At 72.5% G+C, this 25,762-nt stretch carries 26 protein-coding genes; 16 read left to right on the top strand and 10 right to left on the bottom strand.

Annotated features, from left to right (window positions below):
• Window positions 1-457: 457 nt before the first annotated feature.
• The 3 genes from AB0937_RS25675 (at window position 458) to AB0937_RS25665 (ending at window position 3,555) form a co-directional block, all read left to right on the top strand.
• A complete protein-coding gene (locus tag AB0937_RS25675; protein WP_366714532.1) occupies window positions 458-1,423 on the top strand; it encodes a diacylglycerol kinase family protein in 966 nt (321 codons plus the stop codon).
• A gap of 82 nt (window positions 1,424-1,505) precedes the next feature.
• Complete coding sequence (locus AB0937_RS25670; RefSeq protein ID WP_030234889.1) at window positions 1,506-1,874, top strand: nuclear transport factor 2 family protein; 369 nt, start codon at window positions 1,506-1,508, stop codon at window positions 1,872-1,874.
• Window positions 1,875-2,001: 127 nt separating this feature from the next.
• Window positions 2,002-3,555: an MmgE/PrpD family protein gene (locus AB0937_RS25665; protein ID WP_176726169.1), complete on the top strand. Its 1,554-nt coding sequence runs from the start codon at window positions 2,002-2,004 to the stop codon at window positions 3,553-3,555.
• A gap of 88 nt (window positions 3,556-3,643) precedes the next feature.
• Here AB0937_RS25665 and AB0937_RS25660 read toward each other — a convergent pair whose 3' ends face one another.
• A complete protein-coding gene (locus AB0937_RS25660) occupies window positions 3,644-4,303 on the bottom strand; it encodes a ScbR family autoregulator-binding transcription factor (RefSeq protein WP_366714531.1) in 660 nt (219 codons plus the stop codon).
• 334 nt (window positions 4,304-4,637) lie between these two features.
• Here AB0937_RS25660 and AB0937_RS25655 point away from each other — a divergent pair, with 334 nt between their 5' ends.
• A complete protein-coding gene (locus tag AB0937_RS25655; RefSeq protein ID WP_366714530.1) occupies window positions 4,638-5,603 on the top strand; it encodes a ScbA/BarX family gamma-butyrolactone biosynthesis protein in 966 nt (321 codons plus the stop codon).
• 47 nt (window positions 5,604-5,650) lie between these two features.
• Here AB0937_RS25655 and AB0937_RS25650 read toward each other — a convergent pair whose 3' ends face one another.
• Window positions 5,651-6,244, bottom strand: coding sequence for a TetR/AcrR family transcriptional regulator (locus tag AB0937_RS25650; RefSeq protein WP_366714529.1), 594 nt, complete (start codon window positions 6,242-6,244; stop codon window positions 5,651-5,653).
• Window positions 6,245-6,342: 98 nt separating this feature from the next.
• On the opposite strand from AB0937_RS25650, the gene AB0937_RS25645 reads away from it, so the two are divergent.
• The 6 genes from AB0937_RS25645 (at window position 6,343) to AB0937_RS25620 (ending at window position 12,077) form a co-directional block, all read left to right on the top strand.
• Window positions 6,343-7,590 carry an acyl-CoA dehydrogenase family protein gene (locus AB0937_RS25645; RefSeq protein ID WP_366714528.1) on the top strand — a complete coding sequence of 416 codons (1,248 nt, stop codon included), beginning with the start codon at window positions 6,343-6,345 and terminating at the stop codon, window positions 7,588-7,590.
• Complete coding sequence (locus AB0937_RS25640; RefSeq protein WP_366714527.1) at window positions 7,580-8,335, top strand: HAD-IB family hydrolase; 756 nt, start codon at window positions 7,580-7,582, stop codon at window positions 8,333-8,335. The genes AB0937_RS25645 and AB0937_RS25640 overlap by 11 nt, the downstream gene beginning before the upstream one ends.
• A gap of 431 nt (window positions 8,336-8,766) precedes the next feature.
• Window positions 8,767-9,279: a hypothetical protein gene (locus tag AB0937_RS25635; protein WP_366714526.1), complete on the top strand. Its 513-nt coding sequence runs from the start codon at window positions 8,767-8,769 to the stop codon at window positions 9,277-9,279.
• 95 nt (window positions 9,280-9,374) lie between these two features.
• Window positions 9,375-10,217, top strand: coding sequence for a DUF4097 family beta strand repeat-containing protein (locus AB0937_RS25630; RefSeq protein ID WP_366714525.1), 843 nt, complete (start codon window positions 9,375-9,377; stop codon window positions 10,215-10,217).
• A 58-nt stretch (window positions 10,218-10,275) separates the two neighbouring features.
• Entirely contained in the window at window positions 10,276-11,289 is a 1,014-nt protein-coding gene (locus AB0937_RS25625; RefSeq protein WP_366714524.1) for an ATP-binding cassette domain-containing protein, read from the top strand.
• A complete protein-coding gene (locus AB0937_RS25620) occupies window positions 11,286-12,077 on the top strand; it encodes an ABC transporter permease (protein ID WP_366714523.1) in 792 nt (263 codons plus the stop codon). Before AB0937_RS25625 ends, AB0937_RS25620 begins: the two co-directional genes overlap by 4 nt.
• A 29-nt stretch (window positions 12,078-12,106) precedes the next feature.
• Here AB0937_RS25620 and AB0937_RS25615 read toward each other — a convergent pair whose 3' ends face one another.
• Together AB0937_RS25615 and AB0937_RS25610 are read right to left on the bottom strand one after the other, a co-directional pair.
• Window positions 12,107-12,547: a VOC family protein gene (locus AB0937_RS25615; RefSeq protein WP_366714522.1), complete on the bottom strand. Its 441-nt coding sequence runs from the start codon at window positions 12,545-12,547 to the stop codon at window positions 12,107-12,109.
• A gap of 218 nt (window positions 12,548-12,765) precedes the next feature.
• On the bottom strand, window positions 12,766-13,041 hold the full coding sequence (locus AB0937_RS25610; protein WP_366714521.1) for a DUF3253 domain-containing protein: 276 nt from the start codon (window positions 13,039-13,041) through the stop codon (window positions 12,766-12,768).
• 587 nt (window positions 13,042-13,628) lie between these two features.
• Between AB0937_RS25610 and AB0937_RS25605 the strand changes: the two genes are divergently transcribed.
• Window positions 13,629-14,462, top strand: coding sequence for an SDR family oxidoreductase (locus AB0937_RS25605; RefSeq protein WP_366714520.1), 834 nt, complete (start codon window positions 13,629-13,631; stop codon window positions 14,460-14,462).
• A 37-nt stretch (window positions 14,463-14,499) separates the two neighbouring features.
• Here AB0937_RS25605 and AB0937_RS25600 read toward each other — a convergent pair whose 3' ends face one another.
• The 4 genes from AB0937_RS25600 to AB0937_RS25585 form a co-directional block, all read right to left on the bottom strand.
• Window positions 14,500-15,675: an MAB_1171c family putative transporter gene (locus tag AB0937_RS25600; RefSeq protein ID WP_366714519.1), complete on the bottom strand. Its 1,176-nt coding sequence runs from the start codon at window positions 15,673-15,675 to the stop codon at window positions 14,500-14,502.
• A complete protein-coding gene (locus AB0937_RS25595; RefSeq protein ID WP_366714518.1) occupies window positions 15,662-16,183 on the bottom strand; it encodes a regulator component in 522 nt (173 codons plus the stop codon). Before AB0937_RS25595 ends, AB0937_RS25600 begins: the two co-directional genes overlap by 14 nt.
• Before the next feature lie 117 nt (window positions 16,184-16,300).
• Window positions 16,301-16,753, bottom strand: coding sequence for a hypothetical protein (locus AB0937_RS25590; protein WP_366714517.1), 453 nt, complete (start codon window positions 16,751-16,753; stop codon window positions 16,301-16,303).
• Window positions 16,754-17,329: 576 nt separating this feature from the next.
• Entirely contained in the window at window positions 17,330-20,569 is a 3,240-nt protein-coding gene (locus AB0937_RS25585; protein ID WP_366714516.1) for a BTAD domain-containing putative transcriptional regulator, read from the bottom strand.
• A 250-nt stretch (window positions 20,570-20,819) separates the two neighbouring features.
• On the opposite strand from AB0937_RS25585, the gene AB0937_RS25580 reads away from it, so the two are divergent.
• From AB0937_RS25580 to AB0937_RS25560, 5 genes are all read left to right on the top strand, one after another.
• Window positions 20,820-21,710, top strand: a complete 891-nt coding sequence (locus tag AB0937_RS25580; protein WP_366714515.1) for an NAD(P)-binding domain-containing protein — start codon at window positions 20,820-20,822, stop codon at window positions 21,708-21,710.
• 254 nt (window positions 21,711-21,964) lie between these two features.
• Window positions 21,965-23,026, top strand: a complete 1,062-nt coding sequence (locus tag AB0937_RS25575; protein ID WP_366714514.1) for an N-acetylmuramoyl-L-alanine amidase — start codon at window positions 21,965-21,967, stop codon at window positions 23,024-23,026.
• Between the two features lie 191 nt (window positions 23,027-23,217).
• Window positions 23,218-24,339: an acyltransferase family protein gene (locus tag AB0937_RS25570; RefSeq protein WP_366714513.1), complete on the top strand. Its 1,122-nt coding sequence runs from the start codon at window positions 23,218-23,220 to the stop codon at window positions 24,337-24,339.
• Between the two features lie 55 nt (window positions 24,340-24,394).
• On the top strand, window positions 24,395-24,625 hold the full coding sequence (locus AB0937_RS25565; protein ID WP_366714512.1) for a DUF2945 domain-containing protein: 231 nt from the start codon (window positions 24,395-24,397) through the stop codon (window positions 24,623-24,625).
• A gap of 5 nt (window positions 24,626-24,630) precedes the next feature.
• Window positions 24,631-24,966, top strand: a complete 336-nt coding sequence (locus tag AB0937_RS25560; protein ID WP_366714538.1) for a DUF3140 domain-containing protein — start codon at window positions 24,631-24,633, stop codon at window positions 24,964-24,966.
• 42 nt (window positions 24,967-25,008) lie between these two features.
• On the opposite strand, the gene AB0937_RS25555 is transcribed toward AB0937_RS25560, so the two are convergent.
• Window positions 25,009-25,179: a hypothetical protein gene (locus tag AB0937_RS25555; RefSeq protein WP_234849582.1), complete on the bottom strand. Its 171-nt coding sequence runs from the start codon at window positions 25,177-25,179 to the stop codon at window positions 25,009-25,011.
• A gap of 221 nt (window positions 25,180-25,400) precedes the next feature.
• On the bottom strand, window positions 25,401-25,631 hold the full coding sequence (locus AB0937_RS25550) for a hypothetical protein (RefSeq protein ID WP_366714511.1): 231 nt from the start codon (window positions 25,629-25,631) through the stop codon (window positions 25,401-25,403).
• Window positions 25,632-25,762 lie beyond the last annotated feature (131 nt).

Raw genomic sequence — 25,762 nt, 5'->3', positions numbered from 1 at the left:
GCACCAGCCAGGATGCACTGCCAGGCGTCCTCGGCGTTCTCGATGCCGCCGACGCCCACCAGGGTGATCCGGTCGCCCACAGCCGGGCATTCTGCCCGGCTCGCGCCCTGCCCTCCCCTCGCTCCCACCCCCGAGCCACCTCGCACACGTGTCTCTCGCGCCCGCGGACCGGGCGCCCGGGCCGACTCCGGGCGCGGCGCCCGGCGCCCCGCCGAGGGTGCCCGCGGCGCCCGGTCCGGCGTACCGCGGGCGTCCGCGGCGGGCCGGGCATGCCCTCGGCCCCGCGTCCCCGTGCCCGGCGTGTCCCAGCCCCGCGTCCCCGTGCGCCTCGTGGCGTCAGCCGCACGTCAGCGCCGTGACAGCGGTCGGCGGCAGAGTCGACGTCGTGGGCCCGGAGCCGCAGGCGCGGCCCCGGCCCCGGACCCGCCGGCACCGTCCGACGAAGGAGTACGCCCGCATGGCAGATACAGCAGCCCCGGTCCCGACCCGGGCCCTGGTCCTGGCCAACCCGGCCTCCGGCAGCCACAGCCCGGAACGGGTGGAACAGGTGCGCCAGTTGTGCGACTCGTACCTGGAGCGCACCGAGGTGCACCCGACCACCGGACCGGGTGACGCCACCGTCGCGGTGCGGAGGGCTCTCGAACGGCACACCGGCGCCCCCGACCTGGTCGTCGTCATCGGCGGCGACGGCACCGTCCGGGAGGCCGTCCAGGGCCTGGTGCCCGCCTCCGGGCGCGCCACGCTCGCGGTGGTGCCCGGCGGCACCGGCAACTCCGGCTACAAGATGCTGTGGGGCGACCGCCCCTGGACGGAGTCCCTCAAGGCGATCCTCACCGATTCCGGCATCGGCGGCAGCGCCCGCCCGCGCCGCCTGGACCTGGCCCGTCTCGCCGAGACCCGTCAGTACGTCTACCTGGGCGCCTGCTCCGGTGTGATCGCCGACGCGCTGATCACCGCCCGAGACCTGCCGCTGACCGGCCGCGAGCGGTACGCTCGCGCCTTCGCCGACACCGCCGCGGGCTACGCGCCGTACCCGGGCCGGGTCACCGTCGACGGGCGGGTCGTGCACGAGGGCCCGACCGTCCTCGCGAACGTCGGCGGCGGCCCCTACCGCGGCGGCCGGTTCAACGTCCTGCCCGACTCGCTGCTCGACGACGGCCTGCTCGACGTCTGCGTCATCGGAGACGGGATCGCCGCGGCCGACGTGCCGCGGCTGACCCTGACCGCCGCCCACATCGGCCACCCCGCCACGCGGTACGCGCGCGGCCGGACCATCACCGTGGAGCGCACCGACGGCCGCCGGCTGCCGCTGGAGCACGACGGCGAGTACCAGCACGGCATCGGCTCCACGGCCACCTTCGAGGTCCTCCCCGGCGCCCTCCCCGTGTGGGCCCCGGCCCTGGACCGCCCCGAGACCCCCTGAGACATCCAGAACCCCCGTCGTACCGCACGCCTGGCGACGGCACGTCGGGTCACCCGCACCAACGGAAACGAGGAGAACACACATGAGCGACCTGACCACCACCGTCGACCGCTACCTGGCCATCTGGAACGAGGCGGACGCCGACAAGCGCGCGGCGGCCATCGCCGAGCTGTTCACCGCCGACGCCCCGTACATCGACCCGCTCGCCGCCGTCGAGGGCCACGAGGGCTTCGGCGCGGTGGTGGCGGGGGCCCGCGAGCAGTTCAAGGGCCTGACCTTCGAACTGCACGGCACGGTCGACGCCCACCACAATCAGGCCCGGTTCCAGTGGGGCCTGGTCACCGAGCCCGGTGCCGAGCCCATCGCGATCGGTTTCGACGTCCTGGTCGCCGACGAGGCGGGCCGCATCAAGGCCGTCTACGGCTTCCTGGACAAGGTGCCGGCCGCCTGAACCCCTCCCGCGGCGGCGGGAGCACCGGCCGACGGTGCTCCCGCCGCCGCTTCCACCCTCCCGGAGCGACCAGCCGCCGGCCACGGCACGCCCCGGCCGGCGTACGGCAAGAGAGGTGCCTCGCGCCATGACGGCAGTACTCGGTGAGAGCGTGGCCAGGGCGCTGTGCGACGACTGGGGGAGCACCGCGCCCAGGCGTCCTCGCCGGCCCACCGACACCCCGCTGCGTGAACTGTCCCAGTGGGCGGCGACGCTGCGCCCCGAGCACATCCCGTGCCGGGTGCTGAAGCTCGCCGCCAGTCAGGTGCTCTCGCAGGCCGCATCCATCAGGGCCGGGCTCCAGCACCCGCTGGGACGACGGCTGGTGGCGGCCTTCGGGCACCCCATGCAGCGTGACCCGCGCACCGCCGCGGGCGTCTTCGCCGCCCTCGGGTCCTGGCTCAATCTCGACGACACCGCCTACGCCGGGCACCTGTCGAACTCCACCGTCGCGGTACCGCTCGCCTTCGCCTACACCCGCCGGCTCGACGGGCTGTCCCTGCTGACCGCCGTCGTCGCGGCCAACGAGTGCGCGGCCCGCATCACCGCCTCGGCCACCCTGGGCCCGCTGCGCGGCCAGAGCGCGGTGCACACGCACCTGGCGGGCGCGGTGGCCGGCCGGCTGCACTGCGACCGGGCCCCGGCCGCGCTCTTCGAGAACGCCTTCGGGCTGGCCTTCGCCATGCCCAACTGGCCCCTGATGCGCGCCTTCCTGGCCAGCGACGCCCGTCTGTTCAACACCTTCACGCCGGTGCGCACCGCCATGGACGCCTGCGACGCGGCGTACGCGGGGCTGCGCGGCGCTCCGGACATCGTCGAGCACGAGGACGGCTTCCTCGCCCGGTTCGCCACCGTGCCGCTGCCGCAGGCGGTGGCCAAGGGACTGGGCCGGCGCTGGCACACCGACACGCTTTCCTTCAAGATGCACCCCGGCGGGCCGGGCATCGACGCGGCCGTGGACTGCGCCGCCGAGATCCACCGGGAACTGGGCGGCCTGCGGCCCGAGGACGTGGCCGAGGTGGTCGTCGAGGCGTCCCTGTACACCCTCTTCGCCGGTGAGCGCGCCGCCCGGTACGTCAACGGTCCGGGCTCCCCGCTCGGCGCCCTGGTCCTCGACGTGCCCTACCCCGTCGCGACCACCCTGCTCACCGGCGAGTTCACCGTGGACGACTTCTCCTCCCCGCACCTGGACGACCCGGCCCGCTGGGCGCTGGCCCGGCGGGTGCGCCTGGAGCACGACACGGAGATGACGCGCGAACTGTTCCTGTCCGACGCCCCGTTCGGTGAGGCGGTACGGGAGGCGGGGGAGCGTGCCGTGCCGTGGCTGCGCGGCTTCGGCGGGGACGAGCTGGTCGACCTGCTTGGCCCGCTGAGCGCCGACGACCGGGACTTCTCCCGCGCCGCGAAGGCCACCGGTGCCCGGGTCACCGTCCGGCTGACCGACGGCCGTACGGTGTCGCGCACCCGGCTGATTCCGGTCGGTGCGGCCGGCCCGGAGACCCGGGTCCGGCACGCGGACCTGGTGCGGGAGAAGTTCCTGTCGGTCGGCGGCCCGCACGAGGTGTCCGACAGCGTGGACCGGCTGCACCGCATGCGTCCGGGCGCCCTGCGTCGCTGGATAGAGGCCGCCTTCCTGGACTGAACCGTCCGGCCCGCCGCCGGACGGCGCGGCGGGCGCGGCGACCGGAGCGGTTCACCGGCTCAGGCCGCACCTTCCCGGCCACACGGCCCTACCGCGCCGGCACCGACAGCAGGGCGAAGGCGTCGAGGATCTCCTCGACCCGCTCCACGATGTCGGCCCGGTCGTTCTGCACCCAGGAGATGTGCTGGGCGCCGAACAGGGCGGAGACCAGGACCCTGGCCAGGGCCTCGGGCACCGCGCTCTCCGGCAGCCGGCCCGCGGCCCGGCACTCCTGGAGGAGTTCTACGATCAGTGACGTGAAACCGACGTACGGGACCGGCATCTCCGCCTTGATGTAGGGACGTTCGATCTGCAGGCGCGCCCCCGCCTTGACGTAGACGTCGTCGCGGAACCCGCACGCGGTGCGCAGCAGCACGTCCACCACCGTCGAGGGCGAGGAGTGGTCGCCCTCGAGCGCGGGGGAGACGATCTCGTTGAGCCTGCGGTAGAACTCCTCCGTCACGGCGACCGCGAGGGCCTCCTTGTTGGAGAAGTGGAAGTACACCGCGCCCTTGGTCATCTCCGCGCCGTCGGCGATGTCCTTGATGGTGACGTTCGGGTAGCCGTGCCGGGCGAAGACCTCCGCGGCCGCGTCGAGGATGGTGCGCCGGGTGCGGATGGCGCGCTCCTGCTTGAGGTGCGAGGTGTCGTCGACCGAGGTGCCGCCGGAGATGGGCGAGCTCTGTGTCGCGTCGCTGTGTTCGCTCATGACGTCCATTCGTGCCGTGCCGTCCGCTGCTTTCGGTGGCCGGTTCGTGGGGGGATGGGGCCGGGGCAGGTGCGGACACTTCGCGGGTTTCGCCCCTCTGACCAGCAGAAATGACCGATCATCCGCTGTGCTCCGCCCGAGCCTTGCAAGATACCTTCCCGAAGGTATATTAATTTCGTGCCGAAGGGCGCCGCACGTCTGTTAGTTCGCATGGTCCTGGTTCTTCCAGTACGGGGGAGGCGAATCCCAGATGTCAGTCGTGCTCAATCATCCCAGCATCCCTCAGGCGTCAGCAATGGCCCACGCCTGTGATTCGTTGAGCTTTGCACGTCCGGTGACGCGTGAGCTGGTGCACCGCAGCTCCGTCGCGGAGGTGTTCGTCACCGACGGCGCCCGTGCCGGTGACCGCGAGTTCGTCGTCGCCGCCCAGTGGCCGCGCGACCATGCGCTCTACCACCCGGACGAGAACGGTCTGAGCGATCCCCTGCTGTTCGCGGAGACCCTGCGTCAGGGGATGGTCTACGTCGCCCACCGGCACTGCGGTGTGCCGCTCGGCCGGCGCTTCATCGGCCGCGACATCGACTTCGAGATCACCGACCCCGCCGCCCTGCGGGTCGAGGGCGTACCGCTCTCGGTGTTCCTGGTGGGCGAGTGGACCTGGGACGGCGACGACGCGCGGGGCAGGAACGGGGCCCGGATGGACTTCCGGCTCGTCGTCGGCGGCCGCGCGTGCGGCTGGGGCACCATCAGCATGCTGATGGTGGACGAACGGCGCTACCGCCTGCTGCGCCGGCTCGGCGGCGGTGCCGCGGACACGCCGGCCACCGTACCGGCGCGGACGGCCGCCTCCGGGGCGCCGCGCACGCCCCCGCACCGGGTGGGGCGGTTGCGCTGGCGGGACTGCGTCCTGGAAGAGGCCGCTAGGTCCGGCGAGTGGCGGTTGCGCGTGGACCGCGACCACGCGGTGCTCTTCGACCACCCCACCGACCACATCCCGATGATGGTGATGCTGGAGGGCTTCCGCCAGCTCGGCCACCTCAAGGTGCACGAGGCGTGCGACGGCCCGTTCGCCGACCTGTCCTTCGCGCTGGCCCGGACCACGGTGCAGTGCCTGGCCTTCGGCGAGTTCGACCGGCCCACCCGGCTGGTGGTCGATGAGTGCGCGTCAGGCGCCCGTCCGCAGGAAACGTTTCAGCTGTCCGTCTCGGCGGTTCAGGGTGACACCGTACTGGCCCGCGCACGGACCGCCTGGGCCTGCGTGGGCACCCGCCCGGCGGCGGCCGTCCCGGCCTCCTGGTAGCGGCGGCCCACCAGCCCGGGCCCCGGGGGCGCACGGGTCGTCGGGGCTCAGGCTGATGCGCGTGTCCCCACCACGCGCGTCAGCACGCCCCACATCGCGGCGACGCTGGGCCCGGGCCGGTCCGGGCCCGCGCAGGCGCCGGTCCACAGCGCGGTGCAGAACGCAGCGACGATGAGATCGGCCAGGGCGTCGGCCGGCGGTGCCTCGTCCCAGTGCCGTCCGCGCTGCACCTCGCCCACGAGTTCGAGCGCGATGCCATGGGTGTCGCTCAGGAGAGGAGCCACCGTGTCGGCCGCCCGAGCCGCCTCCACCTCCAGCCGCAGGGCCGCCTGCGCCCTGTGGTCGGTCTCGAAGAGCCGGCCGAGTCCGAGCACCAGCGCCTCCAGCCGGCTCGTGGCCGGCTCGGGCGAGGTCCTGGCCTCGTCCAGCAGCGTCCGCACGCTCCGGGACAGATGTTCCGTCAGCGCGGCGGCCAGCTTCTCCTTGCTGGAGAAGTGCCCGTACAGGGCGCCCTTGGTCAACCCGATCCGGTCGGCGATGCGCTGCAGGTTCGCGTTGACGTAGCCGTAGCGTGCGAACTCGTACGCGGCGGCGTCGAGGACGCGATCGTGCGTCCGAAGGGCACGCGCCTGCTTGACCACGCTGATCACCTCCTTCACCCCGGCCCGGTGGTGAAGGACCGGCCGAGAAAGATTCGTTCCCGAACGAATTCTAGTCGTGGAGCAAAGGAGAGCGATAGGTGAACCGGAGTCAAATCTGCACAGGCCAGGGGGCACAGGGTGGCGCGCCACGGGCGCGCGTACAGCTGGCGGGCGCCGTGGCCTCCGCCGCGGCACACGCGTCGGCGGCGGACGCCACCGGCCGGCTGTCCGCGGAGACCGTCACGCTGCTGACCCGCGCCGGTTTCGCCCGTCACTTCGTGCCCGGGGTCTGGCACGGTACCGAGGGAACGTTCAGCGACCTCCTCGCCGAGGTGGCGGCCGTCGGCGAGGGGTGCGCGTCCGCCGCGTGGTGCGCCGCCCTGTGGGCGACCCACGGCAGATACGCCGCCCACCTGCCCCTCGAAGGGCAGCTCGACCTCTGGGGCCGATCGCCCGATGTGCGGATCGCCGCCGGACTGCGGCCCTCCGGCTCGGCAGCCCGCTGCTCCGGAGGATGGCTGCTCAGCGGCACCTGGGAGTGCGTCAGCGGGATCGCGGACGCGGACTGGCTGCTGCTCGCGGCCCCGGAACCGGACGAACCGCGGTTACCCGGCGGCCGGAGCCGGCTCTTCGCCGTCCCCGCCGCCGAGATCCACCAACGGGAGACGTGGCGCAGCACCGGAATGCGCGGCACCGGCAGCCACACCGCGGTCCTCGACGGCCCGGTGGTGGTCCCCGATCACCGTACTTGCTCGCTGCCGGACGTGCTGGCGGGCTCTCCCGGGCCCGGACGGTCCCGCTGCCACACCGCCCCGGCGCACCTGGGGACGGGACTGCTGCTGTGCGCGCCCGCCCTCGGGGCGGCCCGCCACGCCCTGCGGGAGTGGACCGCGTGGGCCGCGCGCAGGGGAGCCGGCCGGCCCTCGGAGCGTGCCACGCTCGAGCTGACGCTGGCGCAGTCGGCTGACGACATCGAGGCCGCCGAACTGCTGCTCGGGGACGCGGCGCTGCGGGCCGACTCGGGCACCCGCGCCGAGCGGGACGTGGCCCGCAACCGCCGGGTCGCGGCGGCCGCCGCACAGCACCTGGTCACCGCCGTCGAGCGGCTGTTCCGCGCGGCCGGAACCCACGCGTGCGGCGGCCCCGGGCCGCTGGAGCGCACCTGGCGCGACGTCCACGTGCTGGCCGCGCACCAGGCCGTGCGCCGGGAGACCGCGGCGGCCCTGTACGCCGACTCGGTGTTCGCCGACTTCGAAGACCCTCCCGAGCAGGCGGCCGGGCCGGCGGCCGAGCCCCGGTTCATGGCGCACTCGTCGCCGGCGGAGGTGGTCGCCGGTGTCCACTGACACCCGCAGCGGGCGCAACCGGTCCCCGCGACCCGCGGCGCCGCCTCCCCGCCCCACACCCTCCCGGCCCGCTGCGCGGGCACGCTCCGAGGGCCCTCGCCGGCTGGTGTTCTTCGACGTGGACGAGACGCTGATCGGCCGCAAGAGCGGCCCGGACTTCCTCCGCGACCACTTCGCGCGGATGCACGGCGCGGACGGAGTGCGCCGGGCCGGCGAACTGCTCGGAGCGCTGGCCGGTCTGCCCCGCGCGGAGGCCAACCGCCGCTTCCACCGTGCCTTCCGGGGCTGCCCGGCCGCGGAGGCCGAGGCCGCGGCCCGCCGGTGGTACCGGGAGCACAGCCGGGCCGACGGCTTCTATCTCCCCACCACACTGGCCGCACTGCGCCGGCACCGGGCCGAGGGTGCGTCCGTCGCCCTGGTCTCCGGCACCTTCCCGCCGCTGCTGGCCGTCATCGCCGAGGCGGTCGGGGCGCGGTTCGCTCTCGGCGCGAGACTCGAACGCTGCGGGCCGCTGCTCACCGGCGAACTGATCGGCCCCCCGGCCATCGGCGAGGGCAAGCGCACCCTGGTGCGCCAACTCCTCGCCCGCCACCCCGACATCGACCCGGCCGACTGCTGGGCCTACGGCGACCATCCCTCCGACCTGCCCATGCTGCACAGCGTGGGGCACGCGGTGATGGTCGCCCCGGACGGGACCCACACCACCGTGTCACCGTACGCCGCCGGGACCGACGGAGGCGGGTGACCGCGGCGGACCGCCGGCTCCGGCCGGGAGCGGTGCGGTTGCCGATGCGGATCACCGTGACCTGTGCTGATCGCGCTGATGCCGTGACGGCAGGGCTGCTCACCCCTGCTTGTCGGAAAGTCGCAGCCGAGCAGGTCGCCCGATGGCGCCACGCTCTCACGGAGGCCGATGGCGGCAGGCCGGTCGAAGAACTCTTCCTCTCGCGCCGCGCCGGCCACCGCGTGCCGGTCCGTCCCGCGCTATGCGCTCGTGCGTCGGCGGTATAGCCGACGGCAAAACAGTCTGGCGTCACATGGCGCCGGGTGGTGCCAGGTGGTGCCATCCGGCGCCATTCCATGTTTGTGCAGGTGGGGGCGCCCAAGGTGGTCGCGCTTCCGATGTGATGCCTGTGAGGGTTGCGCATGGCGCCATAGTGGTGCCATGATGGCGTCATGGATCTCACCCCGTATGTCGACAACCTCCGCCGCGAACTCGCGGTGGCTGCGGAAGCCGGAGGCGACGACGCCCGTGAGCTGGCCGAGCGGCTTACCGCTCCCCTGGAGTCGGCGACCCGGCTGGTCATGCTCAACGTGCTCTCCGTCGCGATGGACGAGATCACCCGCGAACTCGCCCCCGGCTCGGTCGACGTACGGCTGCGCGGGCTCGACCCCGACTTCGTCGTGACACCGCCGCCCGCCCAGAGCGGCACCCCCGCGGAGCCGGCCGCACCCCTCGAACCGCTCAAGACCCCGGCCGAGGGCGACGAAGGCGGCACCGCCCGCGTCAATCTGCGCCTGCCGGCCCACCTCAAGGCTCGCGCCGAGGAGGCCGCGAACCGCGAGGGGCTGTCGGTCAACGCGTGGCTGGTCCGCGCCGTGTCGGCCGCGGTCGACGGCGGAACCCGGCCGCGTACGCCGGGCAGGACCCAGAACGTCGGACAGAGCTTCACGGGCTGGGTGCGCTAGCCGCGCCCCGCCCGCACCCCGGAGATACCAGCACCGCACGTGCATCACGTCCCACCAGCAGGGACGCCCCGAAGACTCAAGAGGACGGGACAGCCATGCCTTCTTACGACACTCCCGAAGCGATCTCGGTCGTCGCCCACGTGGGCGCCGGCTCCCTCCGGCTCACCGCGGGCGACCGCCTCGACACGGTCGTCGAGGCGCGCCCCCGTGACCCGGAGCGGGACAAGGACGTGCGGGCGGCCGAGCAGACCGAGGTGGGCTTCGCGAGCGGTGTCCTGACCGTCAGGACCAAGGAGCGCCGCATGATCGGTCCCTCCGGTGTCGTCGACGTGACCGTCGAACTGCCCGCGGGGTCACATGTCGAAGTGACCGGCGCGTGGGCCCAGGTGCTCGGCGACGGCCGGCTCGGCGAGGTCCGGGTGAAGACCTCGGTCGGCGACGTCCGCCTCGACGCCGCCGGGCCGGTCCAGCTGACCGCCTCCCACGGCTCGATCGTCGTCGACCGGGTCGAGGGCAAGGCCGAGATCACCACCAGCTCCGGCAATCTGCGCGTCGGCACCATCGACGGCCCCGCCGTCCTGAAGAACTCCAACGGCAACACCACCGTCGGCGTCGTGTCGGGCGAGCTGCGGGTGAGTGGTGCCAACGGCGCCATCGACATCGCGTGTGCCGAGGCGTCCGTCACCGGCACCGCCACCAACGGTGTCCTCCGGGTCTCGGAAGTCGCCCGCGGCGACGTCCAGTTGGAGACCTCCAACGGCTCCATCGAGATCGGCATCCGCGAGGGCGCCGCCGCCTGGCTGGACGTCAGCTCCAACCGTGGGCTCGTGCGCAACACGCTCACCGCCTCCGACGCCCCCGAGCGGACCGAGGACACGGTCAAGGTCCGCGCGCGGACCAACTGGGGCAACATCGACGTCTTCCGCGCCAAGGGCTAGCGGCGCCCGTTCCGGCCGATCTCACCTCACTCCATTCAGGCTTCTCACGGAGGGCCTCATGCCTTCATCTGTCATGCCCACATCCATTTCGCACGGCTCGTCGACAGCCGTCTCCGTAACCGGCCTGCGCAAGTCGTACGGCGACAAGACCGTCCTCGACGGCATCGATCTGCACATTCCGGCCGGGTCGGTATTCGCCCTGCTGGGGCCGAACGGCGCCGGCAAGACCACCGCCGTGAAGATCCTCTCCACGCTCATCAGCGCCGACGAAGGACAGGCCCAGGTGGCCGGCCACGACCTGGCCGCCGACCCGCAGGGCGTGCGCGCCGCGATCGGTGTCACCGGTCAGTTCTCCGCCGTCGACGGCCTGATCACCGGCGAGGAGAACATGCTCCTCATGGCGGACCTGCACCACCTGTCCAAGCGCGAGGGGCGGCGGGTGACCGCCGAGCTGCTGGAGCGCTTCGACCTCACCGAGGCGGCGAAGAAGCCCGCCTCCACCTACTCCGGCGGCATGAAGCGGCGCCTGGACATCGCCATGACCCTGGTCGGCGATCCGCGGATCATCTTCCTCGACGAGCCGACCACCGGCCTGGACCCGCGCTCCCGGCACAACATGTGGCAGATCATCCGCGAACTGGTCACCGGCGGCGTCACCGTCTTCCTCACCACCCAGTACCTGGAGGAGGCCGACGAACTCGCCGACCGGATCGCCGTCCTGCACGACGGCGTCATCGCCGCCGAGGGCACCGCCGACGAGCTCAAGCGGATCGTCCCGGGCGGACACGTCCGCCTGCGCTTCGACGACCCGGCCGCCTACCGGAGCGCGGCCGGGGCCCTGCGCGAGGTCGCCCGGGACGACGAGTTGCTCGCCCTGCAGATCCCCAGCGACGGCAGCCAGCGCGAACTGCGCTCCATCCTCGACTGGCTGGACGCGGCCGGCGTCGAGGCGGACGAGCTGACCGTGCACACCCCCGACCTCGACGACGTGTTCTTCGCCCTGACCGCGGACCGGCCCGACCGGACCGACCAGCCGAACCGGACCGACCAGCCCGAGGAGGCTGCCCGATGAGCTCCCTCTCCCTCGCCCTGCGCGACTCGTCCACCATGCTGCGCCGCAACCTCCTGCATGTGCGCCGCTATCCCTCCCTCACCCTGAACCTGCTGCTCAGCCCGATCGTGCTGCTGCTGCTCTTCGTCTACATCTTCGGCGACACCATGAGCGCCGGCATGGGGGGCGGAGGCGGGGACCGGTCCGAGTACCTCGCGTATCTCTTCCCGGGGATCCTGATGCTGACCATCGGCGGCACGACGATCGGCAGCGCGGTGTCCGTCTCCATGGACATGAACGAGGGCGTCATCGCCCGCTTCCGCACGATGGCGATCCACCGCGGCTCGGTGCTCGTGGGGCACGTCGTCGGCAGCGTGATCCAGTGCGCGATGAGCGTGGCCCTCGTCGGTGCCGTGGCCGTGGCCATCGGCTTCCGCTCCACCGACGCCACCGCCGTGGAGTGGATCCTGGCCTTCGCACTCGTGGTCCTCATGTCCCTGGCGCTCACCTGGATCGCCGTGGGGATGGGCCTGTCCAGCCCGAACGCCGAGGCGGCCAGCAACAACGCCATGCCGCTGATGATCCTGCCGCTGCTGTCCAGCGCCTTCGTCCCGGTCGACACGATGCCGGGCTGGTTCCAGCCGGTCGCCGAGTACCAGCCCTTCACCCCGGCGATCGAGACCCTCCGGGGCCTGCTCCTCGGCACCGGGATCGGCCACAACGGCTGGCTGGCCGTCGCCTGGTGCCTGGGGCTGAGCGCACTCGGCTACGTCTGGTCCAGGTCGCTGTTCGCCCGCGACCCGAAGTAGCTCCCCGGGGCGCACGCCGGGTTCCTCACTCAGCGCAGTTGCTCGGCCAGTCCGACGATGATGCCCTCCGGGCCGCGGACGTAGCAGAGCAGATAGCTGTCCTCGAACCGGGCGATCCCGCCGAGGAGTCCGGCGCCGTGGGCGCGCAGGCGGGCAACGGTGTCCTCGATGTCGTCGACGGCGAACATGACGCGGTGCGTGCCCAGAACGTTGTGCGGCCGGTCGCGCGGCCCCGCGGTGATCACCGCGGGGCTGCGGTACTTCGCCAGTTCGAGCCGGCTGTGACCGTCCGGCGTCCGGAGCATCGCGATGTCACAGCGGACGCCGTCGAGCCCGGTGCACTGGTCGGCGAAGGGGCCCTCGATCTCCGCCCTGCCTTCCAGCTCCAGACCGAGTTCCACGAAGAACGCGACGGCGGCATCCAGGTCCTCGACGACGATCCCGACGTTGTCCATCCGCTGAATCGCCATGGTGATCTCTCCTTCTTCCTCGTGCGGCCGGTGGTGGCCGATGGCGTCCCCGGGACGGAGCCGGCGGCACGTTCTCGACATCGCGCCGACCTCTCGGGCGACACCCTTCCAGACGGCCGGCGGCGGATCGACCTCGGCGCGGCACCGGCAAGGGTGCGGCAGTACGCGGCCGGCGCCGGGGGCTGCTCGTCCGGACGGGTTCGGCCGGAGCCGGGACGCTACCGGGCCGGGCGGCGGATGCGGAGGGGGCCGCGGGCCTCCGTCTCCGTGACGGGCCGGCCGGACTGGGTCACCTCGACCTGACCGCCGTCCACCAGGCGCCACGCGGCCCGGCGGGTCGGTTCCATCAGGGCCCGCCAGCCGTCGTCGTCGCCTTCGTAGGCCTCGCGTGCGGCGTCGGACGGACAGATCGAGGCAGTGGCCGCACGCCGGTCCAGCAGGTCCAAGATGACCCGCTCCAGCCGCTGAGTGAGCTGCCGCTCCGTCTCCGCCACGCTGTCCAGTGTCGCACCGTCGGCGCGGGGCCGGGCCCTGCCGCCGGCCGCCCGGGCGCGTCAGCTCGGCGGCGACAGCAGACGGGCCTGCGCGACATGGCGGAGGCGGAAGGACGTCGTGGGATGCCGTGGTGACCGGGAAGACAGCGGCCCCCCCCGGCTGCCGCCGCACCACAATGTCCGGTTTTTCAAGCGAAGTTGAGCCCGTCGCATCAGCACCCGCCCATTGCGTCTTCGGCGTCGGGGCAGGCCATGACGGCCAGGTCGAGAGTCCGGCGCGCACCGGCGTCGAGTGAGTCCGCCGGTTCGTCGATGAACAGGAGCCTGGGGCCCGCGACCAGGGTTCCGGCGACGGCGACCCGTTTCCGCGGGGAGCCCCCCGGGCCGTTGCGGGACGAAGAGACCCCGGAGGTCCGTGAGCTCCTGGTCGTCCATGGTGTCCAGCCCCCGGGATGAGGCAGTGGACCTGGCAGGAGAGTCGGGCGCGGGTTACCCCAGCACCCCGTCATGTCTCAAAGTCATCAGCAGGGGATCAGCGGGTTCTAGGCTCGGACACGTCATTGATCGCGAAGGAGCCGGAACAGACTGTGACTGACAAGCGAGTTGTTGTCGTGACCGGTGGGGGTTCGGGCATCGGGGAGGCCACGGCCCGGCTGTTGTGCGAAGCCGGTCACCAGGTGGTCGTCTCGGGCCGGCGGAGCGAGCCGCTGCGACGTCTCGAGCAGGAGACCGGGGCGCTCGCACACCCCTGCGACGTGCGGGACCCCGACGCCGCGGACAGTCTCGTCCAGGCGGCCCTGACCGCGTACGGACGACTCGACGGACTCGTGCTCAACGCGGGCATCGGGCGCGGCGGGGCCGTGGGCGACCTGTCGTTGGAGGACTGGGACGAGGTGATGCGCACCAACGTCACCGGTCCGCTGCTGCTCCTGCGTGCGGCGATCCCGCACCTGCTGGAGGCGAGGGGGGCGGTGGTGGCCGTCGCTTCGGTGTCCGCCCTGCGCAACGGTACGAGCAACGCCCCCTACGCCACGTCCAAGGCGGCCCTGCTCCAGCTGTGCCGTTCGGTCGCCGTCGACTACGGGCGCCGGGGAGTGCGGGCCAACATCGTGTGCCCGAGTTGGGTGAGAAGCGAGATGGCCGACCGCCGCATGGCGCGTTTCGCCGAGGAAGCGGACCTGCGGGGCGAGGGCGTGGACGGCGCCTACGCGGAGGTGACCGGACTTCTGCCCCTGGGGCGTCCGGGTGAACCGCGTGAGGTCGCGGAGACCATCGGCTGGCTGCTGTCCCCGGCGGCCTCCTATGTGAACGGTGCCGTGCTCACCGTCGACGGCGGGGCGACGGCCCTGGATCCCGGGACGCTGGCGTTCGACTTCCACGTCGCGCCCCGCCACGACGAGGTGCCCGGCACTCCTCGCTGAGGAGCCCGGGCCTGTGACCGTCCCCGGCCCCCTCGCGCTACTCGCGGCGGGCCGGGGCCACCGCGTCGACGGGCCGGTCGTGGCAGGGCAGCGCATCCGTCATGGTCGGCCACATCCGGGCGATCCCGAGCAGCGTCGCGGGGCTGCCGTGCACCACGCCGGGCAGGGGGCGGGGGACCGACGGGGGTGCACCGACGAGTTTTGCCCGTCGGGCCTGGCCCAGCGTCCCGGCGAGCGCGGCGGCGGCGAGTCGCCGGTCCGGCACCCCTGCCCGCCGGGCATGCCGGTGCGCTTCTTCGTAGGCGCCGGGCCGGACGTACCGCTGCAGGTCCAGGAAGGCGTCATAGGTCTCGATCGTCTGCCTGTGCGCCTGCAGCGCCAGCGGCGAACGCGGTCGCAGCACCTCCCGCAGCCTGGTCCGCTGGGGGCTGGCGAGCGCCACCTGGGGCACCGCCAGAACGAGATCGCGCCACAGTGGCCACAGGCGCCAGGTGACACGCAGGGCGGTCCACGACCGGACCACGGCGGTCGCGGTCGGGACCAGCAGTGATGCCGCCCTGATGCAGCCGTGCACGCCGATGACCAGGGACAGGTAGGGGAGCATCGCGGAGGTGCCGCCGTACAGGTGCCAGAGATAGCCGCACCAGAAGACGAGCGCGAGGACGCTTCCCACCGCGAACAGCCGCAGCGACCAGACGAGATCGCGGTCGTCGGTACGCAGGCTGTATGCCCAGCAGACCACCAGGGCGACGGCGTCACCGACCAGGTGGGCGACGATGAGGATCAGCCAGTAGGCGAACGCCGGGTCGGCCGGCCCCTGCACGGACGCGACACTCTCGCCCGGGTGCTGCGTCTGCGACAGGTCCAGGACGACCAGCGCGCCCATGACCGCCAGCAGTCCCAGCGTCACGGTGACGCACAGGCGCCGGGCCCGGGTGGGGTCGACCATGAAGAGAAGGACCAGCCCCGCGCTGAGGACGCCGATCAGGTTCCGCGCGAGGGCGACGGTGTGGAGGTCCACGAAGCCGTTCGTGAGCCGGCCGATGATCGGGGGCTGGAAGAGGGCGATGGCGATGGCCGCGGCCAGGACCGAGAGCCACAACCCCCGTTGGCGTGGCTGGCGCAGCGCCGGCCGTGCACGGACGACGAGGGCGAACCACATGGTGACGATGCTGTAGAGCCCCGCCTGACTCGCCAGTTCAGGTGCCGACATCGTCCGTCACTCCCAGGAACGCGCCGAGCCGGCCGAGGGAGCCGGACACCGGGCCGGTCTTCCCGGCGCTCTGTATCAGGCTGGCGATCATTTCCGCTTCCTGCTCCTCGGCGGTGGTGTAACTGGTCCGGGCCATCAGCCGCTTGACGAGATGGGGCTCCAGGCCGCTGAGGAGTCCGCCCGTCAGCTCATCGCCGCGCAGCGTGATGCCCCGGTGGTGGTCGCACAGGACGTGGCCGATCTCGTGCAGGATGATGTGTTCCCGGTGGAGGGGCGCGGTCTGGGCCTCGTAGAAGACGTAGTCGGCCTCGTCCGTGCCCAGCCAGAGGCCGCAGGCTCCGGCGACCGCCGCCTGCTCGGGCAGTTCCTTCAGGACGAGTGGGCGGCCTCTGAGCTCCTCCACCCGCTCCCGGATCGCGTCCAGGGACAGCGACCGCCGCACCCCGAGATCACGCAGGATCGCCGCACACTTCCGCTGTAACTTGGCGTACTCGCCCGTTCTTCTCACTGCTGTCACCCCCGTCCCCGGACGGCAGGAACGCGGAAGGCGGTTGAGCGTGTGCATGAGCGGGCTTCGGCCCTCTGGCTCTCACTGGTCTCGCTGCCCCGACTTTCCGCATGGTTCCTATCGGCCGGGACGCTGTTGTCTTCCCGTGGAGTCGGACTCGTCGGACATCGCGTTCACGAGCGCGAGCAGCGCGTCGAGTCCTGCTTCCGACAGGCCGTCGGCCCGGAAGGCCAATGTCCGGACCTTGCTGTTCCCCAGGGCGACGGCGAACTCCATCTGGCGCCGCACCCGCTCGGAGACCTCCTCGTCGGTGAAGTAGTCCGGTGTGACGCCGAAATGCTCCGCCAGTACGCGAAGGTGGTCGCGCGTCACGTTCCGCTTCCGTCCCGTCGCCAGTTCCCAGAGGTAGGTGGCCGAGAACGTCCGCCCGGTGCTCTGCCGGATCTCCTCCGCGATCTTGCTGTAGGGAGGACGGTTGCCCCGGTAGTAGGCGTTGACGATGTCTTCGAGCCGCCGGGCCAGGGATGACGGGCCTGTCATGGCGCTGTCGCCGCTGCTGCTGCTGGCCAAGTCTCCAACTCCCGGGCCCGATATCACGTCTGAGTCCAGCGGACAGGATAGGACACACAACTTACGCAGCGGACCGCCGCCTTGCACGCCCGCGACGGTCGCCCGCTCGCCTTTGGCTCAAATCTGCCCTGCGCCAGGCAGGGGGGAGGGGTGGACCAGAGGGTGGGCGGGCGGCCGTACCGGGAGGCCCGGCGGATCAGTTGACCCCCTCTCATCCGCTGAGTACGGTCCCCGAGTGCTTGCGTCGGTCTTGGCGTACGGGTGTCCGATCGGGTTCTCCCTGACGCATGACATCCGTACCGGAGCCGGCGGCATCCGATCCAGATCCGGAACCGTCACACAGCAGAGCCGGCGCCGCACCGGCACCCCGTCGGCGGGGCCGATCCGGCGGACCCGACGCATCCGCTCCGCCATCTCGTCACACGTCCGGAAGGTACCGCCTGACCCATCTCGGCGAGGCGGTACCCGGACGGAAGGACTGACCGGCCCCGGTGGGGCGCGTCCGCCGTCGGAGCACAAACTGACCCGCCCCCCGCACGGCCAGGACGGCGGCGCACCCCCACGGGGGCGTCCGGCTCACGGCGTCCGCGCGTGTGTCTCCGCCGCGGCTTGTGTCTCGTGGGTGCGTCGGGTGCCGGCCGTGAACTCGTCCCGGTACCTCTCCTCGTCCAGCGCGGCGAGCAGACGGGCCTCGATGCGGTCCACGTCGCCCCGTTCCGCCGGGGGATGCGGGGCGCCCGCCCGTTCCCGGGCCGCCGCCGCCGTACCGAGGAGGCGGGCCGCCCGTTCCGGGGCGCCGGCCAGGGAGTACGCGCCGGCCAGGCCTTCGAGGGCCAGGGCGACCGAGCGGGGGTCCCCGGTCGTCACGGCGGCTGCCAGGCCGTCCCGGTGGTGGGCGAGGGCCCGCTCCGCGTCGCCGCGTTGTTCGGCGACGAAGCCCAGTTCGGCCAGGACCAGCGCGAGGCCCGGGCCGTCGCCGCGACGGCGGTTCCAGGCGAGCCAGGGACGCAGCCACTCCTCCGCGTCATCGAGGCGGCCCCGACGGCGGGCGCTCAGGGCGAGACCCAGCGCGGCGAACTGCTCGGCCGGCCGGTTGCCCTGCTCCACCGCGATCCGCAGGGCGCGCGTGTGCAGGTCGTCGGCCTCGTCGTGGCGCCGGGTGAGCAGGGCGATCCTGCCGAGACCGGACAGCTTCGCGGACATCTCCGGCCATGTCTCCAGCGCCTGGGTGATCCGGAGACTCTCCCGGTGCAGCCGGGCCGCCCGGTCGTAGTCGCCGTTGATCTCGGCGAGCCGGCCGAGCAGGTCGGCCGTCTTCAACCGGCCCCACGGGTCGCCCAGTTCGGTGAAACGGGCATGGGCCTCCTCGGCGTTCTCGCGCACCGACCCCAGGTCTCCTCGGGCCAGGGCGAAGCAGGCGCGCGTGGTCAGCGCGGCAGCCGTGCCCCAGGCGTCCCGCAGGGCGCGGAAGCGGACCAGGACGCGGTCGACCCGCTGCTCGCCCTCCGCCAGCGTCCCCACCGTCCACTGCGCGTGCGCCAGGAACCACTGGGCCCGGACCGGCTCCGGGGTGGCATCGGCCGGGTGGTCCCGAGGGATGTCGCACTCCCGGTCGTGCTCGCCGAGCAGCAGACGGACGCCCGCGTACCAGTACGCCGCCTGTGCGCGTTCCCCGGGCGCCGCCTCGCCGGGTGTGTCCAGGGCCGTCGCCAGCGCCCTGCGGGCCTCGCCCAGCCGGCCACGCACGTACCAGTACCAGGTCAGCGAGTTGACCAGGCGCAGTGCTTCCCGGGCCGCTCCGGAGCGGGCCGCCTCGGCCAGCGCGCGCTGCACGTTCGCCGCCTCCACGTCCAGGATCCGCAACCAGCCGGACTGCTCCCGCTCGTGCAGATGCGGACGGGCCCGCTCGGCGAGGCGCACGCAGTGGCCCAGGTGGCGGGCGGCGGTTCCGGCGTGCTCACCGGACTCGCGGAGCCGCACGCGTGCGTAGACCGCGACGGACTCGGGCAGCCGGTAGCGCGGACCCCGGGGCCCCTCGGCGCGCACGACCAGGGAGCGTTCCACGAGCAGGCTCAACGCGTCGACGACATCGGCCGGGGTCAGGCCGCCGCCGGAGCACACGTCCTCGGCGGCCCGCAGCCCGCACCCTTCGCCGAACACCGACAGCCTGCGCAGCACCGTCCGTTCCCGGTCGTGGAGCAGGCTCCAGCTCCAGTCGAGCGTGGCCTGCAGCGTCCGGTGACGTGCGGGGGCGTCACGGTAACCGCTGCTGAGCACCTGGAAACGGTCGTCGAGCCGGTCGTGCAGTTCCCTGATGCCGAGCGACCTCACGCGGGTCGCGGCCAGTTCCAGGGCGAGCGGGATGCCGTCGAGGCGCCGGCACACGTCGGCGACCAGGGGGGCGGTGGTGGCGTCGAGCACGAACCCCGGGTCCGCCGCCCGGGTCCTGTCCATGAAGAGGCGTACCGCGCCCGCGCTCGTGACCGCGTCGAGGCCCGGCCGGTCCTCCGGGGGCAGCGACAGCGGCGCCACCGGGTACACCCTCTCGTCCCGGATACGCAGAGGCTCCTGACTGGTCGTCAGAATACTGAGGTGGGGTGCCCGCTCCAGCAGCGGTCCGGTCAGCCGCGCCACGGCCTCCACGACGTGCTCGCAGTTGTCCAGCACCAGCAGCAGGCGCCGGCCGGCCAGCGCGTGCGCCAGCCGGTCCGCCGGCCCCTCGGCACCGTCGTCCGCGGCGTTCTCCCGGATGCCCAGCGCCGCCATCAGCCGCTCGGCCAGTGCCTCCGGTCCGGCGAACCGCTCCAGACCTCCGGCGTCGGCGAGCTCCACCAGGCGGATGCCCTCACCGAAGTCGTCCGCCAGGCACTCCGCCGTGGCACGGGCCAGGCGGGTCTTGCCGACGCCTCCCGGACCGGTGAGCGTCACCAGACGATGCCGTGCGAGCAGGGCCCGGACCGACCGGACGTCCTCGTCACGGCCCACCAGGGGCGATGTCGCACCGTCCGGACCCGGCTCCGTCCGGCGTACTCCTGCGACGGACGGCGCCGGCCGCTCGGGCCGGGCCAGCGCCGGGTCGTGGCGCAGGATGGCCTGCTGCAGGGCCGCAAGCGACGGTCCGGGGGTCAGTCCCAGCTCCTCGTCGAGCCGGCGCCGCAGGTCGGTGAAGCAGTCGAGCGCGTCGGAGGTGCGCCCCGCCCGGTACAGCGCCCGCATCAGCGCACCCCGCAGCCCCTCGCGCAGCGGATACTGCTCCACCAGCTCCGTCAACTCTCCCACCAGCAAGGCGTGTTCACCCAGCTCCAGGCGCAGCCCGGCGTGTTCCTCCAGCGCCGTCAGGCGCTCCTCCTCCAGCCCGGCCGCCGTCGGCCGCACGGACTGCCGGTCCGCGAACTCGGCGAAGGCCGGACCGCGCCACAGCGCCAGCGCCCCGGTGTACAGCGCCGCCCGCTCCGCCGGCTCCCCTGCGGAGCGGGCCCGTGCGACCAGCTCCCGGAAGCGCCCGGCGTCGAGCGCTACGGCCGGGACGTCCAGGACGTATCCGGGCGGCCGGTGGGCGACCAGGGCGCGGCCACCTGCCTCGGCGTCCTCCAACGCCCGCCGCAGCTGGGAGACTTTGGCCTGGAGCGAAGCCGTCGGCCGGGCCGTGAACACCGAGCCGCCCCAGAGGTCCTCGACGAGCCGCGCCGCCGGGACGACCTGTCCGTGACGGGCGAGCAGACCGGCGAGGAGCAGGCGCACCTTGACTTCGGGTATCCGCACGCCGCGACCGCCGTCCGTGCGCACCTCCAGCGGCCCCAGCACCCCGAATTCCATGATCTCAGCGTAACCGGGTGACGACCGGCGCCACCGGCGGTGAAGCGGGCCCGGCCACCGGCCCCGAAGGGCCTCTCCCGGACCTGCCCGAGGCGTGTCCGAAGCGATTCCGAAGCGGTCCGAGGCGCACCCGAAGGGGCCTTGGCCAGGGTGGTCCGAGGGATGTGCGAACCGCCTTCCCCCGCCCGGTACGTGTCCCCGCGTACCGGTGCTCGTACAGCACGGAACTGCGTACTGGAGGAACTGATTCATGGGTGACAACCACACCTCGGTGTCGGTGCTCGGCCTCGGCCTGATGGGGCAGGCCCTGGCCGCCGCCTTCCTGAGAGCGGGACATGCCACCACCGTGTGGAACCGCTCGGCGGACAAGGCCGACTCACTCGTCGCGGACGGCGCGGTCCTCGCCGCGGACCCCGCAGGCGCCGTGGCCGCGAGCGGCCTCGTGGTCGTGTGCGTGTCGACGTACGACGTGGTGCACGACGTCATCGGCCCGCTCGGTGACGCCCTGCGCGGCAAGACCGTCGTCAACCTGACCACGGGCTCCTCCGAGCAGGCCCGGCAGGCCGCGGCATGGGCCGAGAAGAACGGCGTGCGGTACCTCGACGGCGCCATCATGATCACGCCGCCCGGCATCGGCGCCGAGACCTCCGTCCTCTTCTACGCCGGTGAGCAGGCCGTCTTCGACGCCCATGAGCCCGTGCTCAAGCTCCTCGGCGGCGGTACCACCTACCTCGGCACCGACCACGGCAAGCCCGCCCTGTTCGACGTGTCGCTGCTCGGCCTGATGTGGGGCGCCCTGAACAGCTTCCTGCACGGGGTCGCCATCGTGGAGACCGGCGGCGTCAGGGCCCAGGAGTTCCTGCCCTGGGCGCACATGTGGCTCGACGCCATCAAGATGTTCACGGCCGACTACGCCGCACAGATCGACGCCGGCGACGAGAGGTTCCCGGCCAACGACGCCACTCTGGCGACGCACCTGGGCGCGCTCGAACACCTCGTCGAGGAAAGCGAGGCGCTCGGCGTGGACAGCCAACTGCCCAAGTATTCAAAGGCGTTGATGGAGGGAGTGATCGCGCAGGGGCACGCCGGGAACAGCTACGCCAGTGTCGTGAAGGCATACCGCCGACCTGCGGCGTCGTAATCGCGCCGATTTTGCCCACGTGGTGCACGGCGAGGTGAGCGACGGGGTGAGCGGCGCGAGAATGGTGAGGGCCTGACAGCTGGCGAACCGCGAGATCAGGCGAACTCACGCGATTCGGCATGCCCCGACATCAGGCACGCTCCGAGAATCAGCATGCTCCGAGATCAGGCACGCTCCGAGATCAAGCACACCCCCCACATGTGATCGGACCGTCTTCAGACCGGCGTGGACGCGCCGGAACGGAGGACTGACTCATGGCCACCCCGCTCACCGCCGCCCGGCTCGTCGCCGCGTTGAAGGCCGAGGGCTGCTCCGTTCGCGAAGTCTCCGGATGGCGCACCAACAACCGCAACCACAAAGGCCCTTGGGGACCGGTGCACGGCGTGGTCATCCACCACACCGTCACCGGCCCCGACACGGACGTCGTCGGGCTGATCTTCCACGGCCACAGCGCCCTGCCCGGCCCGCTCGCCACCGGATGCATCACCAAGGACGGCGTCGTCCACCTCACCGGGAACGGCCGGGCCAATCACGCCGGCGGCGGGGACGGCGACGTGCTCGACGCCGTCATCGGCGAGTCCTACGGCACGTATCCGCCCCCGACACACGAGCACGACGGCTCCGCCGGTGCGGTCGACGGCAACGCCCGGTTCTACGGCTGGGAGTGCGAGAACGAGGGCGACGGCAGGGACCCGTGGCCACCCGCCCAGTACCTCGCGATGGTCAAGGCCACCGCCGCGATCTGCCGCGCGCACGGCTGGGGCCACAAGAGCGCCGTCGGCCACCTGGAATGGAGCGACTGGAAGGTCGACCCGCGCGGATTCGACATGGCCGGCTTCCGCCGTGACGTCGCCGACGCCCTGGCCCACCCGGCGGGCCGGTGGGAAGGAGAGGACCCCATGCCCCAGTACGTCAACCTCGGTGTCGCCGCGCAGTACCAACTCACGCCCGGCGCCTGGAACTCGGTCGAGTTCACCGAGGAGTGGACCGACGAGACCGGCGACCACGCCACCGGCGGAAGTGTCTTCGCCCGCGGCCCGGCCCGCTTCGGCGGAACCATCAGCCTCCACATCGAAGGACTGCCGGCCGGCGGGATCGTCCAGGCGCGCATGTCGGAGTACGAGGGGGACCAGCAGCAAGTGGACCACCCCATCCACGAGATCGTCGGGACCGGCGGCGGCACCTTCGCGGTCCTGCCCCTGGCGAAGCGCCTCGCGTCCGGCCGGAGCATGCGGGTGCGGCTGCTGAACCAGGCCGACGTGCCGGTCACCGTCGCCGGCGCCGTACTGACCGTGCTGGTGTGGAAGGAGGACTGAGCGCCGGGCGGGAGACGATCGCCCCTCCCGGCACGTATACCCGGGCATGAACCGAAGCGAGGCCTGCTCGTTACGAGTTGAACGAAGGACGGGCCCTGTGATTAGGGTGCGGGCGATGTTCTGCGCACCCCTCACTCCTTTACTCCCTGCCGGAAGAGGCGTCCCCGCCTCGCGTCGCTTCGGGAGGGCCCATGAGTGACACGGTGACCGCGGTCCACCCGGGCGCGCAAGCGGCCCCGGTGCCGCAGACGGTGGAGCAGGACACCGCGCCCCGCCCGGTACGGCGGCGGGACGCGTTCTTCGACAACGCCAAGTACCTCGCGATCGTGCTCGTGGCCGTGGGGCACGCCTGGGAGCCACTGCGCCAGGGCAGCAGGACCGTCACCGCCCTCTACACGCTCGTCTACGCGTTCCACATGCCGGCGTTCATCATCGTCTCCGGCTACTTCTCGCGCTCCTTCGACGGCAGCCCGGCCCGCCTCAAGCGCCTGATCACCGGGGTCGCCGTCCCCTATGTGGTGTTCGAGACGGCGTACACCCTGTTCACCCGCTGGTCCAGCCAGGACCCCGACCGTCCGGTCAGCCTGCTGGACCCCCTGTACCTCACGTGGTTCCTCGCGGCGCTGTTCGTCTGGCGGCTGACCACGCCGCTCTGGCGGCTGGTGCGGTGGCCGCTCCCGCTCGCCCTGGTCACCGCCATGGCCGCGACGGCCGCGCCGTCCATCGGACCCGACCTCGATCTGCAGCGCACCCTGCAGTTCCTGCCGTACTTCGTCTTCGGCCTGCTGTTGCGGCCGGAGCACTTCCGGCTGGTGCGCCGGCGGGAGGTGCGGATCCTCGCCGTGCCGGTGACCGTCGGCGCCCTGGGCATCGCGTACTGGGCCGTGCCGCGGATGGACTACGCCTGGTTCTTCCACGCGGACAGCGCCCGTGGACTGGGCGTCCCCCTCTGGTACGGGCCGCTGATGACGGCGGCCCTCTTCGGCTGCTCCCTCGTCCTGGTCGGCTGCTTCCTCGCCTGGGTGCCCGGGCGCCGGACCTGGTTCACGGCGCTGGGCGCCGGCACCCTGTCCGGCTATCTGCTGCATGGTTTCGTCGCACAGGCCGCGAAGCACTGGGGCTGGTACGAGCCGGCCTGGGTCCGCGGGCCCGTCGGGGTGCTCGCCGCCGCACTGATCGCCGCGGCGGTCGTCACCGCGCTGTGCACGCCGTCCGTACGGCGGGTCTTCCGCTGTGTGACGGAGCCCCGGCTGGCGTGGGCCTTCGGCGACGCCACCACCACCCGGGCCGGTGCCCGCCGAGCTGCGCCCTGACCGCCCGGGCGGCACGCTGGAGGGACATCACCCGTCTCGGCGAGGGAGCACCGGCATGGCGAAGGTCCGCAGCGAGGGCGGGAAGCCGAAGAAGGGCGACAAGGTCACCTGGAGCAGTCACGGCAGCCGCACCGAGGGAGAGGTGGAGCGGAAGATCACCGAACGCACCGAGGCGTCCGGCCGTACGGTCGACGCCTCGCCGGACGACCCGCAGTACGAGGTGCGCAGCGACAAGTCCGGCAGAACCGTGGTGCACAAGCCGTCCGCGCTCAAGAAGAAGAAGTGAGCGGCGTGGACGACGGGGAGCGCGAGGAGACCTGGAACGACTTCCGTGAGCTGGTGAACATGACACCGGCCGAGCTGGAGAAGTGGCTGGAGTCCGACGACTCGCAGAACGCCGGGCAGCACCAGGACGGGGGCGAGTCCACCGGACATGCCTCCGGCCGTCGGATCGTGGCGATCCTGCGGGCCGGGAAGGGTGACCTCTCGGACGACGACTACCGGCACATGCGCAAGGTCGTCGGCTACGTCCGCCGCCACCTGGCCCAGCGGCCCTCCGGGGACGTGAAGGACTCCCGGTGGCGGTACTCCCTGATGAACTGGGGCCACGACCCGCTCGGCGGGTGACGGCCCGGCGCCCGCAGGGATCCCGGCTCGACGGCCCCGGGATCACTGCGCGGCGGTCTCCTGCGGGGCCGCGGCGACGCCGTTCAGCGCCTGGGTCATCTGGTGCTGGGTCTCTTCGGCCACCGCACGGGCCTCCTCCACGACGTCACCGCGTTCGCGTATGAGGCTCTCGTAGATCGGCAGCTCTCCGGTCGAGATCGAGTCGGTCTTCACAGTGGTGTTCCTATCGCTTTGCAGGCGGGATCTGAGGGGTCCGAGTAAGTCTGCGTCACGCCCTTCCACCGCGTTACCCACCCCCGGGGTGTCCAGATTTCCGTCACGTGTTTTGCAAATTCCTCACGTTGCCGTGCGGTGGTCCGTGCGCGGGTCCGCCACACGGCGGCATGCGAAAGGGCCCCGGGAAGCGCTTCCCGGGGCCCTTTGCGCGCAGTGCGTCAGAGCGACGTCGTGTGCAGGCCCGCGTTCCCGCCCGCGGCCGCGCCCTCCGGCGAGACGGCCGCCTGCACGGCGGCGCAGGCCTCGCCGGCCAGGGGGCCGACCAGGCCGGCGGAGAGGCCGCCGACGAGGCCCGCGGAGACATCGACGCCGCCCGCGTTGCCGCCGGCGACGGCGTCCAGGTCGGCGTCGGTGAGCTCGGCGGTGTCGACCCGAGGAGTGAGGTTCATGGGGGTGTTTCCCTTCGCGTGAATGTCTCGCAGTGGCGGTGAGCAGGGGGTCGCTGGAATCCGGGACCGGGATCCCTCCCCGGTTGCTCCCGCCGTGCGGAGGATCAAAGCACCCCGCGAAGGAGAGATCC

Origin of the sequence: Streptomyces sp. NPDC047880 (assembly GCF_040706515.1) — a bacterium.
Taxonomy (GTDB): domain Bacteria; phylum Actinomycetota; class Actinomycetes; order Streptomycetales; family Streptomycetaceae; genus Streptomyces.
This window is presented reverse-complemented; position numbering and strand designations above follow the sequence as displayed.